The sequence below is a fragment of the Arthrobacter globiformis genome (assembly GCF_046536215.2).
Classification (GTDB): Bacteria; Actinomycetota; Actinomycetes; order Actinomycetales; family Micrococcaceae; genus Arthrobacter; species Arthrobacter globiformis_E.
The window spans coordinates 3,961,069-3,975,986 of record NZ_CM143421.1; the positions used below are offsets into that span (position 1 = coordinate 3,961,069).

Sequence of the window (14,918 nt, forward strand, 5' to 3'; positions counted from 1 at the left end):
GACAGGAGGCTCCGGGGACCGTGAGTGAGCGACGCGGAACCCGCAGGGCGGCAGCATGACAGCCGTCTTTGTTGGTGCGTTGGCGCTCGCCGCGTGGCTGGTCCTGAGCCCTGCGCATGGGCCCCTTCGGCGGGCACGCGGCACCTTCGGAATAGGCGGTATAGCGGGTGGCAGTGTTTCCCGGAACGGCAGGCCTGCCGTTCCGCGCGGCGGCAGATTTAGCCTCGCCCGGGGTCGCCGCAGGGCAGCCTTCGTCTCCCTGACGGTTGTGGTTCAGCAACTGGCCGCCCTGTTGAAGGGTGGCCGGTCTCCTTCGCGGCTGTGGGACGAACTGTGGCAGCTCTACGTCGAGCAGGGCTCCGCAGACGACGATCCCAGCCGGCCCCGGCTCAGTCCCGGGTCGGCGGCTGTCCTGTCAGCCGCCCGGGGAGCGGCCCTGCGGGGAGCGCCGGTAGCCGAGGCGATACGGTCGGCATGTTCGTCGTCGAGACAAGGCGCCGGCGGCCGTGAGCCGCGGATCTGGGCTGAGCTGGCGGCCTGCTTCGAGATAGCGGCGGCCAGCGGCTGTCCGCTGGCTGACGTCCTGACGCGCTTTGCAGCCCAGTTGGAGGTTGAAGATGATGCCGAAGCGGCCCGGCAGACTGCGCTCGCCGGACCGAAGGCAACGGTCGCCCTGCTGACCTGGCTGCCCCTGCTGGGACTCGGACTGGGTGTCTGCCTCGGTGTGGACCCGCTCGCGATGTTGCTGGGCACCCCGTTGGGGGTAGCTGCGCTGGTCGCGGGCATCGGACTGACCGTCGTTGGCCGCATCTGGTCCGCAAGGCTCGTGCGGGCAGCGGCCGGAGCGGCTGCGCCATGAGGACCGGCCGGCCGGGTTGCCGACGCATGACGGGGTCGGGCTAATGAGCGGATCGGTTGTGGCTGCTGCCCTCGTCTTCCTCGCGCTCTCGGCCGCCGCAGGCCTCGCCTTAACCGGAACCGCTCACGCGAGATCTGGGCTCCTCCGCCGGAGTGGGCTGGCGGCGGGCAGCGGCCTTGCGGACGGGGACGGAGGCTCTCAGAGTGACGCGGAGCAGTCACCCGGGTTGCGGGATACCGCCATGATGCTGGAGCTGATAGCCGCCATGCTCCACGCAGGTGCTGGCATCGGACGGGCCCTGGAACTGGTAGCTGCTGCGGCCTCGCCCGAGTACGGCCGCGCCCTGCGGCCCGTCGTGGGAGCCCTGGCCATTGGTGCCGACTGGGAGACAGCCTGGCGGAGCTCAGACGTGCATTCGCCCGAAATACTCGCCCTCCGGGACGCCCTGGGCTTCGCAGCGCTAACTGGTGCGCCGTCGTCGGCCATCCTTTATGCCCAGGCCGCCAGAATGAGGCGGGAGCGTTTCCGGGCCGCGGAGAAGCGCGCGGCCTCCCTCGGGGTCAAGCTGGTGGTTCCGCTGGGGCTCTGCTCACTGCCAGCCTTCATCTGCCTGGGAGTCGTGCCTGTGCTGCTCGCGCTGGTTCCTTCGGGCAGCTGAGTCCCCAAGCAGCTCACTTCTCCTGGCGCCAAAACATTGTCCCCGTGCCAGCTCTTCCGCACCGCCATGCGCCGTGCCGCGCAGCCGCCGCTGCGGACACACCCGCACTCGTCCTCCACATGCGGCCGGACCCGTCGCTTTTCCACTTAGCGAAGTTCAGGCCTTACCGGTGCCGGCGGCGGACGGGAGAGTCGATTGCACCGGCAATCCGCCGGCAACGCCTGAAAGGAAAATTCATGTCCCTCCACTACCAATCCCGGGGTGAAGCCGCCCGCCCCTTGCACCAGGACTCCGATAAAGCCGACGTGCTGGAGATCTACCCGGGCGCCAGCAACGCACCACGGGTGAAGCCACGGCCACGCAGGCGCCTCATGGGCTCGGAAGCGGGCATGGCGACCGCAGAGTATGCCATCGCCACGCTGGCGGCGGTCGGCTTCGCCGGGCTCCTGGTGTTCATCCTGCGAAGCGACGAAGTCCGTGGCTTCCTGCTCAACCTGATCCGTACGGCGCTGGCCCTGCCGTGAAACCCCCTCCGCAGACCCTCGCGGCGGACGGACCTGCGTCCTGCCGGCAGCACAGTGACCCATCCGGGGAGGAGGTTGGGAGCCGCGGCCAGGGGAAGGCCCGCGGCACCGAGGGCGGGCACGGCAAGAGCCGTGGCGCAGTCACCGCTGAATTTGCGGTCGCTCTTCCGGCGGTCCTGCTGCTTCTTGCGATGCTGCTGGCGGGGTCTGCGGCGGGAATCACGCAGTTGCGGCTGGAGGACGCGGCCCGGGCCGGCGCCAGGGCACTCGCCAGGGGTGAAGACCCCGGCGCCGTCGACGGTATTGTCCGGAAGCTGGCTGGCCCGTCGGCCTCGTCGGCAGTGGTGCCCCGCGGCGAATGGATGAGCGTCACAGTGTCGGACCGGGCGGCGGGGCCCCTGGGACGCATGGTGCCGTGGACGCTGAGCGCCAGGGCCGAGGCACGCAGCGAAACGCCGTCATCAGCACCGCCTCCGGAGATGGCACCGGTCTCCGCAATGGTACCGACCTCGGGAACGAACCTCCCAAGGCGGCCAGCCTCGGCGGGGTGTGCGTACACCATTGCTGTCGGGCGGTCCCTGTGAATCGGCGACGCCAACAGCCCCTCGGTCAGCGCAGGAATTCCGTGTCCGAAGTCGAATCCGAACGCGGGTCGGGCACTGTGCTGGCCGCGGGGCTGGGCATGGTGGTCGTCATGGTCATGTCCGTGCTCCTCCTGCTGGCACAGGCGTCGGCGGCGGCATCCAGGGCTGCAGCCGCGGCCGACCTGGCCGCGTTGGCCGCGGCGGACGCGCTCCGCGGTGTTGCACCGGGTGAGCCCTGCGTCGTGGCTGCCGCGGTAGCTGGCCGCCATAAAGCAACGCTTGTTAGCTGCACCTCCGGAGGCGACCAGTCCGTCGAAGTCACCACGGAGCTGTCTGCCGGTCCACTCCTGGGCGTTGCCACCGGCCGGTCCAGGGCGGGACCGCCGCCCTAGACTTCGCTGGGAGACCCTAGACCGCGTTGGACGCCTGCGCGCCCGCCTTGGAATCTTCGGGGCCCGCCGCGTCCCGTGCGTCCTTCAGCAGGACATCGATCAGGGTGACTGCGGCGTCCTTGTCCAGCGGGTTGTTCTTGTTGCCGCATTTCGGCGACTGGACGCAGGAGGGGCAACCGGATTCACACTCGCAGGCCTCAATCGCGTCCCTGGTGGCCTTCAGCCACACCTTGGCCTTCTCGAAGCCCCGCTCGGCAAAACCGGCGCCGCCAGGATGCCCGTCGTACACGAAAATCGTCGGCACGCCGGTGTCGGCATGGATTGCGGTTGAAACCCCGCCGATGTCCCAGCGGTCGCTCGAGGCAACCAGCGGCAGCAGGCCGATGGCGGCGTGCTCGGCCGCGTGCAGGGCTCCGGGGAACTGCGCTTCGATGAGTCCGGCGCCCGTGAGTGACCGGTTCTCCATCACAAACCATACGGCCTTCGTGAACAGGTCCCGGGCTCCCAGATCGAGGGGTTCCTCGCCCAGGACTTCATTGGAAATGAGGGCCTTCCGCTGAAAGGAAATCACTTGCGTTGTGACCTTGACGTCGCCGAAGTGCACAGCCACGTCGCCCCACTGCACCGTTCGCTGGGTCTCGAGGACCTCGATCTGCGTGACGTCCCGGGCAGTCGTGTAGTAGTCGGGATTCGCCCGGCGTACCACCACGCAGTGATCGTCCTCGTTCAGGTCCTCCACCACGTAGCTGTCACCCTGATGGACGTACACGGCCCCGGTGTGGGCCTGGTAGTGCGTCTGCGGCGAATCCATGGTCCCCAGCAGCGAACCGGTGTCCGCATCCACAATGCTCACCGGACCGCCGCCGTCGGCCCGCAGGTTCACCATGGCCGCCGCGCTCTGCGGGTGCGTCCAGAACCAGCCGGCAGGGCGCCGCCGCAGGTACCCCTGTGCCACCAGCTGCCCGAGGAGTTTCTCCGCAGTGGCGCCGAACAGCGGCAGCTCGGCCACTCCGAGCGGGAGCTCGGCGGCCGCGGCACAGAGGTGCGGGCCCAGGACGTAGGGGTTGGACGGATCAAAGACCGTGGCCTCGACGGACACGTCGAAGATGGCTTCGGGATGGTTGACCAGATAGGTGTCCAACGGATCGTCGCTGGCCACGAAAGCGGCGATGGCGTCTTGGCCGGCCCGGCCCGCACGGCCGATCTGCTGGAAGAGGGACGCCCTCGTGCCGGGCCAGCCAGCCACCAGTACCGCGTCGAGCCCGGAGATGTCGATGCCCAGTTCCAGGGCCGACGTGCTGGAAATGCCAAGCAGCTGGCCAGTCCGCAGCGCCCTTTCCAAGGCACGGCGTTCCTCCGGGAGGTATCCGGAGCGGTAGGCCGCCACCCGCTGCGGCAGGCTCGGGTCAACCTCGTCCAGGAGCCTTTTGGTGATGGAGGAGATGGTTTCTGCGCCGCGCCTGGATTTGATGAACGCGATGGTCCGGACCCGTGATGAGACAAGGTTCGCGAGGAGGTCGGAGGTCTCGGCGACGGCTGTCCTGCGCTCCTTGGCGCCGTTCTCGCCGCGGACCTCGGTGAGCGCAGGTTCCCAGAACGCCACGGTGGTGGACCCGTGCGGCGAGGAGTCCTCCGCGACTCCGCGGACCGTGGCGCCAATGAGCCGGCCGAAGGACTTCTCCGGCTCCGAAGCCGTGGCGGACGCCGCGATGAACACCGGTCCCGCGGAGCTGCCATCGGTCGCATAGTAGGCACAGATACGCCGCAGCCGGCGCATCAGGTTGGCCACATGGGAGCCGAAAACCCCGCGGTAGCTGTGCGCCTCGTCCACGATCACGTAGCGCAGGCGCCGGAAGAACCCCGCCCACCAGGCATGGTTCGGCAGGATGCCGAAGTGGAGCATGTCCGGGTTGGCCAGAATGAAGTTCGCGTGGTCGCGGATCCAGCGGCGGGAGGCCTGGTCGGTGTCGCCGTCGTAAGTTTCGGCCCGGACGGTCGGGAGGTTCAGGGACCGGATCGCCGCGAGCTGGTCTGCCGCCAGCGCCTTGGTGGGGGAGAGGTAGAGCGTCACGGCACCGTCGTCGTGGATTTTTCCGGGGTCCGACAGGACACGGAGCTCGGACCGGTGAATCGCGTCCAGCGCCGGCAGCTGGTACGCCAGGGATTTCCCGGATGCAGTCCCGGTGGCGATCACCACGTGATCGCCACCATGGGCGATGTCCGCTGCCCGGATCTGATGCCGGTACGGCTGGTGGATGCCGAGTTTGCCGTAGGCCGCGACCAGGTCGGGGTGCGCCCAGTCCGGCCACGGTTCGTGCACAGCGGCGCGCGCCGGAATGGTCCGCACATGCCGGAGCTGCTCCGGGTCCGGGCCACGGCCCAGCAACGGAATCAGCGAGTCATGGGGGTTCACCCCAACATTCTTTCATCCGGGCAAAAATCGCCAGGACGGAACCGGGGGAGCGCGTATGCGTGGGGCGGGTCAGACCACGGAGAGGTCGGACCCCTCATCCGAAGCGGAGAGCATCAGCACGTGGCACACCGATGACCAGCCCAGATGCGAATACAGTTTTTGCCCGTCCAGGGACGCCAGCAGCAGTCCGTCCTCCACGTCGTGCGAGAACGCTTGCGCCGCCAGCGCCTTCATTATGAAACTGCCCAGACCCCGGCGCTGGAAGGACGGTTCGGTGACGATCTTGTCGAAGACCGCGGTGCCGTTGATGACCACCACTCGGCCGCTCACCGCCAGCGTTTCCCCCGAGCGTACTTCGGCAAAGTGGACGCCGCCGGATTCCCACGTTTTCAGGGACAGGTCGTCGTCCGAGAGCCACGGGTCCTCAGAGTCCTGCGTTTCCATATCCACGACCATCATGGTCTGGGACGCCGATGTGGCGTTGAGGTGGTGCTGCTCAGCCAGGAGCTTGTAGCGCCCCACATCATTGGTCAGGATGGTCAGGACCCGCTTGGGGGCTTCAGCCGTCTTTGCCGCCAGGTCTGCGAACTCGGCGTCCGTTGGATCGGAGGCGAAGTATTCCCAGTCCCCGGTGGTGTCCGCACGCAGGGCAGCGGGGAACCGTCCCTCGGTGCGAGTCTCATAGCCCCGGCAACCAGCCCAACCGGCTACCCAGACTTCAAGCAGATGAGTGATGTCTCCAACCATGGCTTCTGGCGTCATGTGTCGAGCGTATTCCAGCGCTGTCATAAGCAACAGGGCTTTGGCGCTTGCTTATGCAATTGTGATAGGAGGCTCTTGCCCGGTCCGAATCCGGCCCCGGGCGGCCACCAAGTACCCTTAAATATGTGGCTTTGAACCGAATCGTACTCTTTTACGGCTTTACCCCCATCACAGACCCGGACGCCGTCCGGCTATGGCAGCGTGCCCTGTGCGAAAAGCTCGGCCTGACCGGACGGATCCTCATCTCCAAGGACGGCATTAACGCCACCGTCGGCGGGGAGATCGGGGCCGTCAAGCAGTACGTGAAAACCACCCGTGAATACAAGGGCTTCCACGGCATCGACGTCAAGTGGTCCGACGGCGGGGCGGAGGACTTTCCCCGCCTGAGCGTCAAGGTCCGCGATGAGATTGTGTCCTTCGGTGCACCCGGCGAGCTGAAGGTGGACGATAACGGCGTCGTGGGAGGCGGAACGCATCTGAAGCCGGAGGAACTCCACGAACTCGTCGACGCGAAGAAGGCCGGCGGCCAGGACGTCGTATTCTTCGACGGCCGCAACGCGTTCGAAGCACAGATCGGCAAGTTCAAGGACGCCGTCGTCCCCGACGTCGCCACCACCCACGACTTCATCACCGAACTCGACTCCGGCAAGTACGACCACCTCAAGGACCAGCCCGTCGTCACCTACTGCACCGGCGGCATCCGCTGCGAGGTGCTGTCAAGCCTCATGGTGAACCGCGGCTTCAAAGAGGTTTACCAGCTGGACGGCGGCATCGTGCGCTACGGCGAAAAGTTCAAGGACCAGGGCCTCTGGGAAGGCTCCCTGTACGTCTTCGACAAGCGCATGCACCTCGAATTCAGCGAGGACGCCAAGACCATCGGCGAGTGCGTCCGCTGCCAGGCGCCCACGAGCAAGTTCGAGAACTGCTCCAACCCCAGCTGCCGCACGCTCACCCTGTACTGCGCCGGGTGCGCAGCCAACCCTGACACCCTCCGCTGCCCGGAAGGCTGCGCCGCCGCCTGAGCCCGGCTGCGCCGCCTGAGCCAGGCTGGACCCGCCGGAGCTACAGCGTCAGATCCGGCTGATCCGATAGGCGAAATTGGCGTCCGCGCGCGCCTCCACCGTCACCCGAAGCACGGAGTCCTCGGACAGGTGCACCACATTGACGCGCGACGTGCCGCACCGGAGACTCAGGTCCACCAGGGCGAACTCGGCGTCGCGGACGGTGAATGAGACCCGCCGCTCACTCCGGCATGCGAGGGTGAGGGAGTACGTGCCGCCCGGCAGCTGCTTGGTGGATTCGGTCTTGCTGCGGCCCCGGCCAACGCTGCCGTAGCTGGTGTGGAAGACCTGTCCCTCGGCGTCGGGCAGGACTTCCTTCGCCCATTCGGTGAGCTCCTGACCCGACACGGGCACGTTCTCCAGCGGATCACGCGGCAACACGGGATCCGTCACCACCGGGGCGGCATCCGGAAGTTCGCCCCGGCCGTCGTCATACGTGTATTCGCAGCCGCCCAGGACGGCTGCCACCAGCACAAAGAAAAGCACGACGGCGGCTGCCGGCGCCCGCATCCAATGCATGCGTTGCGCCCGCCCCAAGAAACGATGCGCGGAGGCCATCCGCACCGCGGGCATACCCCGACTTTAAGCCTCCCGACGGCGCCGGTATAGAGCCGGTTCAGATGGGAATCGGCCCCGAGGAAAAATTCCCAGCGCGCTCCCGGAGCTGCCGGGACCATTCGGTGTCGTGGCTAACGGGCCCCGGATTAACCCGCGGGAACCAGGTGGTAGGCATACAGGAGCGGCGCGTCCACGCTGGAGGCACTGATCTCCATCCGCCCGGTCTTCGGCACGGTGATTTTCGCGGTTTCGCGGCTGCCGTTGCAGGCTGCTCCGGCTTCCGTGAGTTCCTTGCCGGCGAGCGTCACGGCGAAGAACGCCTTGCCGCCGCCGTCGCAGGTGATCGTGAGCGTGTAGTCGCCCGCCGGGACGCTGGCTGCCTCCTGGACGATCCTGTTCCGGTTGAGGATCTTGCCGGAATCCTCCAGCACTGCCTGACTGTCAGAGGGCAGGGCGGTGGCCCGCCACTGCGGAACATCGGCATTTTCGACGGACACCACGGGGGAGCAGGCGGCCGTCGCCAGCAGTACGGCGGCGGATGCGGCCGCCCCGCCGAGGGCACGGGAAAACAGGGGTGAACGGTCAGGCATGACTTCAAACTTACCCGTTTGAGCTGCCGCCGGATGCCGTTCCCCTCCTCCCGCTCCGCCGCGAGGCCACAAAAGAGACAAGTCTGTCTGCCTCGACCAGGACTTTGGCCATGCCCGCGGAGTTCGCCACAACCCGTTCGCCCCGGGACTCCAGGGTCACGGCAATGACCGTGGCCCGTGCCGCGGCGCGGGGCGGCGCCGCAGTTTCGTGCGGCGGGGGCTGTGGTTCCGCGGCCTCCCGCCGGGCACTTTCCTCGGACAGGGTCAGGGCATCGATCTTGGCGCCGCCGATCTTGTCCAGCATCTCGTAGTCCTCCTCGGTGCACAGATCGCTGGCTGCAAGGTGCTTCAGTGCCACCAGGCCAACGACGGCCCTGCTGAAGTCGCGGTCCATGGCGAGGTCTATGGCCCACTGGGTCCGCTTCCACCACTGGTCCCGCCGGTCCGCCTCGCGCCGCTGGGCGAGCGCACGCCACGCGATCCAGGCGGCAATGACAGCAGCCAGCAGCGGCGCGAATGCCGCCGCGTACCGCAGCCAATCGGGATCGGCCGCCACTGCCTGGGTTCCGAGCATGGCCCCACTGTAGCTTCAGCTGCCGACAATAATCAGTCACCACACCCCGGTATCCCAGTCGCAAGGGGAGGGCAGGGACAGGCACGCAGGCGTGCCCCGCAAACAGAGGGAAATAGACTTGGCCGGTGACCGAACCAACGCACTTCACCGCCGGCAACACTCCCGACGCACCGCGCAGCGACCTGCCCGATCTCCTGCAGGCACTGGCCGCGGACCTCCGCGAGGTGGGCTACACCCTCGAGGGCGTGGCGGACCTGCTGGGGGACCCGGCGTACGCTGCCCTCAGCCGGGACCAGCTCATCCCGGCACTGATCGCGACGGAAGCAGCAGCCGCCGGCGAGCCGCGCACCGCGGCCCTGGCCGCCGTCGTGCGTTTCTGGCTCCTTGCCGTTCCGCAGGAAACGGCGGTGCTCGACGGCGCGCTGCCGCGGACCCGCGCCGAAGGCCTCGTGGCGCTGGGGCTGGCGAAAGCCGCGGGCACCGAGGTGGCCGCCGAAGCGGACCTGCGCCCCTACGGCTGGGACTCGGGCGACGGCGGCGCTGAAATCTGGGTAGCCAGCGACCTCGCCGCGCACCAGCGGCCCGGCGTCCTCAGGCACGACCACGTCCTGGGCATCGGGCAGGCGTCCACCACCCTGGTCCAGTCCACCATCCGCCGGCCGGCCGGAAGGGCGCTGGACCTGGGCACCGGCTGCGGCATCCAGACCTTCCATCTGCTGCAGCACAGCGGCCACGTCACCGCCACTGACATCTCCGAGCGCGCCCTCGCCTTCACGCGCTTCAACCTCCTGCTCAATGCCCGGGCCCTGGACATCGATCCGGCCCGGCCGGACGAGCGCGTGAGCCTGCGCCTCGGATCACTCCTCGAGCCCGTTGCCGGCGAGGCTTTTGACCTCGTCGTGTCCAATCCGCCTTTCGTCATCACGCCGCGCACCGCGGGCGAAGCGCCGGCCGACCAGTTCACCTACCGCGACGGCGGCCTGCCGGGCGACGACATCGTCGCGACGCTCATCCGCTCCCTGCCTGATGTGCTTGCCCCGGGCGGAACAGCCCAGCTTTTGGGCAACTGGGAAATCCCGGCGGGCTCGGACTGGGATGAGCGGCCGCAAAGCTGGGCCGGTCCGGCCACGGACGCGTGGTTCATCCAGCGCGAACAGGTGGGTCCCGAGCAGTACGCCGAGACCTGGCTGCAGGATGCCTCCGAAAGCCGGGACCGCCGGCACTACCAGGAGGCCTACGCCGCGTATCTGGCGGACTTCGCGTCGCGGAATGTCGCGGGGATCGGCTTCGGCATGATCTTCCTGCGCCGGCCAGCCGGTGCGCGGCGGATCCACCGCTTCGAGGAGATCACCTACCCGATCGAACAGCCGGTCGGGCCGCATCTGGGGGCAGCGGTCGAAAGGGCCGACTGGTTGGCGGACCACGACGTGTCCGCGGCCCACCTGCTCGTTGCCGAGGACGTCACCGAGGAGCGCCACCAGCGCCCCGGCGCAGAACATCCCGGCGTCATCCTGCTGCGCCAGGGAGCCGGCCTCCGCCGCACCAACCTGCTCAGCACCGAACTGGCGGGCTTTGTTTCCGCGTGCGACGGCGACCTGACCGCCGGTCAGATCATCGGCGCCCTTGAGGCGCTGCTCGGCGGGACGGAGGAGTTCGACGGCGACGCCTTCCGGGCCGGTCTGCTCACCGAGGTGACCAATCTGGTCCGGGACGGATTCCTGCTCCCGGCCGACAAGGACTGACAGCCCGACCACAGCGCGAACGTACAGTTGTGGCCCCAAATCGCAGCGGACCCGGGGCCACAACTGTACGTTCGCGCGGGCAGAGGGGCGCGCGGCAGGTCCGTCAGTTAACCAGGGCGCGGTCCATCCCGGGAGCGGGGACGTCCATGGTGAAGCCGCACATGCAGCGGTAGGTCACGGCGTCAGCTGCACCCACGGCCTTGACGGAGCGGATCAGGCGCTGGCCGTCCACCCGGATGGCCATTTCCAGGGAGAACTCCTGATCGAGGCGCTTCATCGGCCGCCGGCAGTGCCGCGGGGTGCCGGTTGCCGCCGGCAGGGAGCCGTCGGTGGCCGTGCCGGCGTCCTGGCCCGCGCCCCTGTCTTCAAGGGCGGGCCGGCCCGCAGTCAACAATGCGTCTTCGTCGAGGGTAATCATGGCGGTCCTTTGGGCTTCTCACGGGGCTGCCAACACTGGCGGCCCCGCCGCGAACTGCTTGCGGGAGGTCTGTTTACGCATGTAAGCAAAGCATGCTTAGTATTTCCGGGGCAAGCCGGCAGGCCGGGAAGTTTGGATATCAAGCATTTCTTTCAGAGCCTCCTGAGGCTGCGTAGACTGAAGGAGTGAGTACTGACAGGCCGTCTGCGGGACCGGCGGAAAACCCGCCGGCGGACGCCGCGCCGCGCCGGAAAAACCGGCCGGAAAAGAAGGTGGAAATCACCGACCCCAAGGCGATCCGGGCCCTGGCGCACGCCGCCCGCCTCGAGGTCATCTCCGAGCTGTACTCCACGCAGTCCAGCCGCACGGCAACAGAACTGGCCCAGCAGACCGGGCTCACCCCGAGCGCGATGAGCTACCACCTGCGGGCACTGCAGAAGTGGGGCATCGTGGTCCCGGCCGAAGCGTCGGCCGACGCCCGCGAACGCCGCTGGAAGGCCGCGGGCACCGACTTTGCGATCAATTCGGGCGGGGCGGTGGCGGGCCCGGACTTTGCGGTGATCGACCTCGAACTGGATGCGTTCCGCCGCCGCGCCAGCGCCTACGCCCGGGCTCGGGACGAACAGCGCCAACGCGGTGAGTCCGGGGAGCCGGCGTCGGCGGTCCTGCTCGCCAGCAACCTCCTCTACCTGACGGCCGAGCAGCGCAGCGAACTGACGGAAAGGGTTTTTGACCTGCTCCGGGATTACGAACTTGAGGATCCCAGCCGCATTCCGCCGGGTGCCGAGCGGATCGCCACCATGTGGTCCATGATTCCGGACGACCGCACCCTGCCCGGCGCCCCGGGCGGCCGCGAGGGCACCTGACCGGCGCCGGTGGCGGGCCTGTTCCGGCGCGCGGGGACCCCGCCGGGCGGCCGGCAGTCCCGGCCGTGACGGGGGCCACCGTTTTCCACATGACAGCGCAGAATTCTGCAAAATATGGTGAACTAGGCCAATATGGGCTGATCTGCCCGAGCAACCTTTTTCTGTAGGAGCGCTGTGCCAAGCAAGGCCAAAACCGGCAAGAAACTCGTGATCGTGGAGTCTCCGGCCAAGAGCAAGACCATCGCCAAGTACCTGGGCGAGGGCTTCATTGTCGAGGCCTCCATCGGTCACATCCGCGACCTGCCGCAGCCGTCCGAGCTCCCCGCGGACCTGAAGAAGACCTCCCTGGGCAAGTTCGCCGTCGACGTCGAAAACGACTTCAAGCCCTACTACGTCGTCTCCCCGGACAAGAAGAAAAAGGTGGCCGAGCTCAAGGCCCAGCTCAAAGACGCCGACGCGCTCTATCTCGCGACCGATGGGGACCGCGAGGGCGAAGCCATCGCGTGGCACCTCCTGGAGGTCCTGAAGCCCAAGGTCCCCGTGTACCGGATGACCTTCGGCGAAATCACCAAGGAAGCCATCCACCGTGCCATGGACAACCTGCGCGACGTCGATGCCGCCCTGGTGGACGCCCAGGAGACTCGGCGCATCCTGGACCGCCTCTACGGCTACGAGATTTCCCCGGTGCTGTGGCGCAAGGTGGCGCGCGGCCTGTCCGCCGGCCGTGTGCAGTCCGTGGTCACGCGCATGGTGGTGGACCGCGAGCGGGAGCGCATGGCGTTCAAGGCTGCGTCCTATTGGGACCTGACCGGCCAGTTCGGTGCCGACGCCGGTTCGTTCAAGGCCAAGCTCGCCGCCGTTGACGGCGCCAAGGTCGCCACCGGCCGGGACTTTAACGACGACGGCGAACTCACCTCGCGCAACGTCGCGCACCTTAACGAGGAACTCGCCACCTCGCTGGCATCTGCCTTGCAGGACGCTGACTTCCGCGTCCGCTCGGTGGACACCAAGCCGTACACCCGCCGCCCGGCAGCGCCCTTCACCACCTCCACGCTGCAGCAGGAGGCCGGCCGCAAGCTGCGGTTCTCGTCCAAGAGCACCATGCAGATCGCCCAGCGGCTGTATGAAAACGGCTACATCACCTATATGCGTACTGACTCCTCGGCACTGAGCGACGAGGCCGTCACGGCTGCCCGCCGCCAGGCTGCCGAGCTGTACGGCCCCGAGTACGTTCCGCAGTCGCCCCGCGTCTACACCAGCAAGGCCGCCAACGCGCAGGAGGCCCACGAGGCCATCCGTCCCGCCGGTGACTCCTTCCGCACCCCGGCGCAGGTTGCCCAGCAGCTCAGCGGCGACGAATTCCGGCTGTACGAACTCATCTGGAAGCGCACCGTCGCCTCGCAGATGGGCGACGCCAAGGGCTCCACCGCCACCATCCGCCTGGGCGCGGTGGCCTCCGACGGCCGCGACGCCGAGTTCTCAGCTTCCGGCACGGTCATCACGTTTCCAGGCTTCCTGGCCGCCTACGAGGAAGGCAAGGACGAAAGCCGCGGCGACGACGACTCCGACGAGGGCCGCCGCCTGCCGAACGTCGCCAAGGGTGACGGGCTGACAGCTTCCGAGATCATCGCCGTCGGACACGAGACTTCGCCGCCGCCGCGCTACACGGAAGCTTCGCTGACCGCCGAGCTGGAAAAGAAGGGCATCGGCCGCCCGTCCACCTACGCGTCCACGATCTCCACCATCCAGGACCGCGGTTATGTGCGGAAGCAGGGCTCGGCCCTGGTGCCGAGCTGGATCGCCTTCTCCGTGGTGCGGCTCCTCGAGCAGCATTTCACGGACTATGTGGACTACGAGTTCACGGCCGACATGGAAGGCGACCTGGACAAGATCGCCAACGGCCAGGCCGTGGGGGCCGCCTGGCTCAAGCACTTCTACTACGGTGAAGACGCCGATCCCGGCCTGCTGAGCATCGTGAACAACCTGGGCGAGATCGATGCCCGCGAGATCAACTCCGTGCCCATCGCGGACGGCATCACGCTGCGTGTCGGCAAGTTCGGTCCGTACCTGGAGAGCTCGCTGCCCACGGTGGATCCGAAGACCGGCGAAGTGGTGGAGTCCGCCCGCGCCAACGTCCCGGAGGACCTGGCCCCGGATGAGCTCACCGCCGCGAAGGCCGTGGAGCTCATGGAAACCGCGGCTCCGGAGGAACGTGTCCTCGGCGTCGATCCGCACACCGGACACACTGTTGTTGCCAAGAACGGCCGGTACGGCGCCTACGTCACCGAGGTCATCCCGGAGATGACCGAGGAGCAGCTGGCCAACCTGCCGGTGGAGTACTACAAGAACGGCAAGCCCAAGCCGCCGAAGAAGCCGGTCAAGGCCAAGCCGCGCACCGGTTCGCTGTTCAAGTCCATGACCGTGGAATCTGTCACCCTGGACGAGGCGCTGCAGCTCATGAGCCTGCCCCGCGTCCTCGGTGAGGATGCCGAGGGCAACCCGATCACAGTGCAGAACGGCCGCTTCGGCCCGTACCTGAAGAAGGGCACGGACTCGCGGTCCATCGGCTCGGAAGAGGAAATCTTCACCATCACGCTGGAGCAGGCGCTGGAGATCTACTCCCAGCCCAAGCAGCGCGGTGCCCGCGCCGCGGTGCCGCCGCTGGCCGAATTCGGTCCGGACCCGGTGTCGGAGAAGAACATCGTGGTGAAGGAGGGCCGCTTCGGTCCGTACATCACCGACGGCATCACCAACATCACCGTGCCCCGCAGCACCTCGCTGGAGGAGCTGACCCGGGAACGCGCCGTCGAGCTTCTCGCCGAAAAGCGGGCCAAGGGCCCGGTCAAGCGCACCACCACGCGCAAGGCCCCGGCCAAGAAGGCTGCTGCGAAGAAGTAGCGCCCGCCGGTTGGGCCTG

15 protein-coding genes are annotated in these 14,918 nt (G+C 67.8%); 9 read left to right on the top strand and 6 right to left on the bottom strand.

What is annotated here, in order from left to right; genetic code table 11:
- Positions 1-55 precede the first annotated feature (55 nt).
- From R5O87_RS17855 to R5O87_RS17875, 5 genes are all read left to right on the top strand, one after another.
- Entirely contained in the window at positions 56-859 is an 804-nt protein-coding gene (locus R5O87_RS17855) for a hypothetical protein (RefSeq protein ID WP_410557237.1), read from the top strand.
- A gap of 43 nt (positions 860-902) precedes the next feature.
- Entirely contained in the window at positions 903-1,517 is a 615-nt protein-coding gene (locus R5O87_RS17860) for a type II secretion system F family protein (RefSeq protein WP_410557238.1), read from the top strand.
- A gap of 236 nt (positions 1,518-1,753) precedes the next feature.
- The gene (locus tag R5O87_RS17865) at positions 1,754-2,041 is read left to right on the top strand and encodes a DUF4244 domain-containing protein (protein ID WP_410557239.1); all 288 of its coding nucleotides are present in this window, start codon (positions 1,754-1,756) and stop codon (positions 2,039-2,041) included.
- The gene (locus R5O87_RS17870) at positions 2,038-2,625 is read left to right on the top strand and encodes a TadE family type IV pilus minor pilin (RefSeq protein ID WP_410557240.1); all 588 of its coding nucleotides are present in this window, start codon (positions 2,038-2,040) and stop codon (positions 2,623-2,625) included. Before R5O87_RS17865 ends, R5O87_RS17870 begins: the two co-directional genes overlap by 4 nt.
- Positions 2,622-3,017 (top strand): Rv3654c family TadE-like protein, encoded by a 396-nt coding sequence (locus tag R5O87_RS17875; RefSeq protein WP_462836328.1) that lies wholly within the window; start codon positions 2,622-2,624, stop codon positions 3,015-3,017. Before R5O87_RS17870 ends, R5O87_RS17875 begins: the two co-directional genes overlap by 4 nt.
- Positions 3,018-3,033: 16 nt before the next feature.
- Here R5O87_RS17875 and R5O87_RS17880 read toward each other — a convergent pair whose 3' ends face one another.
- A complete protein-coding gene (locus R5O87_RS17880; RefSeq protein WP_410557242.1) occupies positions 3,034-5,430 on the bottom strand; it encodes a DEAD/DEAH box helicase in 2,397 nt (798 codons plus the stop codon).
- Positions 5,431-5,499: 69 nt separating this feature from the next.
- Complete coding sequence (locus R5O87_RS17885) at positions 5,500-6,192, bottom strand: GNAT family N-acetyltransferase (RefSeq protein ID WP_410557243.1); 693 nt, start codon at positions 6,190-6,192, stop codon at positions 5,500-5,502.
- A gap of 125 nt (positions 6,193-6,317) precedes the next feature.
- On the opposite strand from R5O87_RS17885, the gene trhO reads away from it, so the two are divergent.
- Positions 6,318-7,214, top strand: a complete 897-nt coding sequence (trhO, locus tag R5O87_RS17890; protein WP_410557244.1) for an oxygen-dependent tRNA uridine(34) hydroxylase TrhO — start codon at positions 6,318-6,320, stop codon at positions 7,212-7,214.
- A gap of 48 nt (positions 7,215-7,262) precedes the next feature.
- On the opposite strand, the gene R5O87_RS17895 is transcribed toward trhO, so the two are convergent.
- The 3 genes from R5O87_RS17895 to R5O87_RS17905 form a co-directional block, all read right to left on the bottom strand.
- Positions 7,263-7,772: a hypothetical protein gene (locus R5O87_RS17895; protein ID WP_410557245.1), complete on the bottom strand. Its 510-nt coding sequence runs from the start codon at positions 7,770-7,772 to the stop codon at positions 7,263-7,265.
- 185 nt (positions 7,773-7,957) lie between these two features.
- The gene (locus tag R5O87_RS17900) at positions 7,958-8,401 is read right to left on the bottom strand and encodes a hypothetical protein (protein WP_410557247.1); all 444 of its coding nucleotides are present in this window, start codon (positions 8,399-8,401) and stop codon (positions 7,958-7,960) included.
- A gap of 10 nt (positions 8,402-8,411) precedes the next feature.
- Complete coding sequence (locus tag R5O87_RS17905) at positions 8,412-8,975, bottom strand: hypothetical protein (RefSeq protein WP_410557248.1); 564 nt, start codon at positions 8,973-8,975, stop codon at positions 8,412-8,414.
- A gap of 125 nt (positions 8,976-9,100) precedes the next feature.
- On the opposite strand from R5O87_RS17905, the gene R5O87_RS17910 reads away from it, so the two are divergent.
- Positions 9,101-10,717 carry a DUF7059 domain-containing protein gene (locus tag R5O87_RS17910; RefSeq protein WP_410557249.1) on the top strand — a complete coding sequence of 539 codons (1,617 nt, stop codon included), beginning with the start codon at positions 9,101-9,103 and terminating at the stop codon, positions 10,715-10,717.
- Positions 10,718-10,820: 103 nt separating this feature from the next.
- Here R5O87_RS17910 and R5O87_RS17915 read toward each other — a convergent pair whose 3' ends face one another.
- Positions 10,821-11,135 carry a hypothetical protein gene (locus R5O87_RS17915; protein WP_410557250.1) on the bottom strand — a complete coding sequence of 105 codons (315 nt, stop codon included), beginning with the start codon at positions 11,133-11,135 and terminating at the stop codon, positions 10,821-10,823.
- 185 nt (positions 11,136-11,320) lie between these two features.
- Here R5O87_RS17915 and R5O87_RS17920 point away from each other — a divergent pair, with 185 nt between their 5' ends.
- Both R5O87_RS17920 and topA read left to right on the top strand, forming a co-directional pair.
- Positions 11,321-12,001 (top strand): ArsR/SmtB family transcription factor, encoded by a 681-nt coding sequence (locus tag R5O87_RS17920; protein WP_410557251.1) that lies wholly within the window; start codon positions 11,321-11,323, stop codon positions 11,999-12,001.
- 174 nt (positions 12,002-12,175) lie between these two features.
- Positions 12,176-14,899: a type I DNA topoisomerase gene (topA, locus tag R5O87_RS17925; RefSeq protein WP_410557253.1), complete on the top strand. Its 2,724-nt coding sequence runs from the start codon at positions 12,176-12,178 to the stop codon at positions 14,897-14,899.
- The last annotated feature ends 19 nt before the right edge of the window (positions 14,900-14,918 follow it).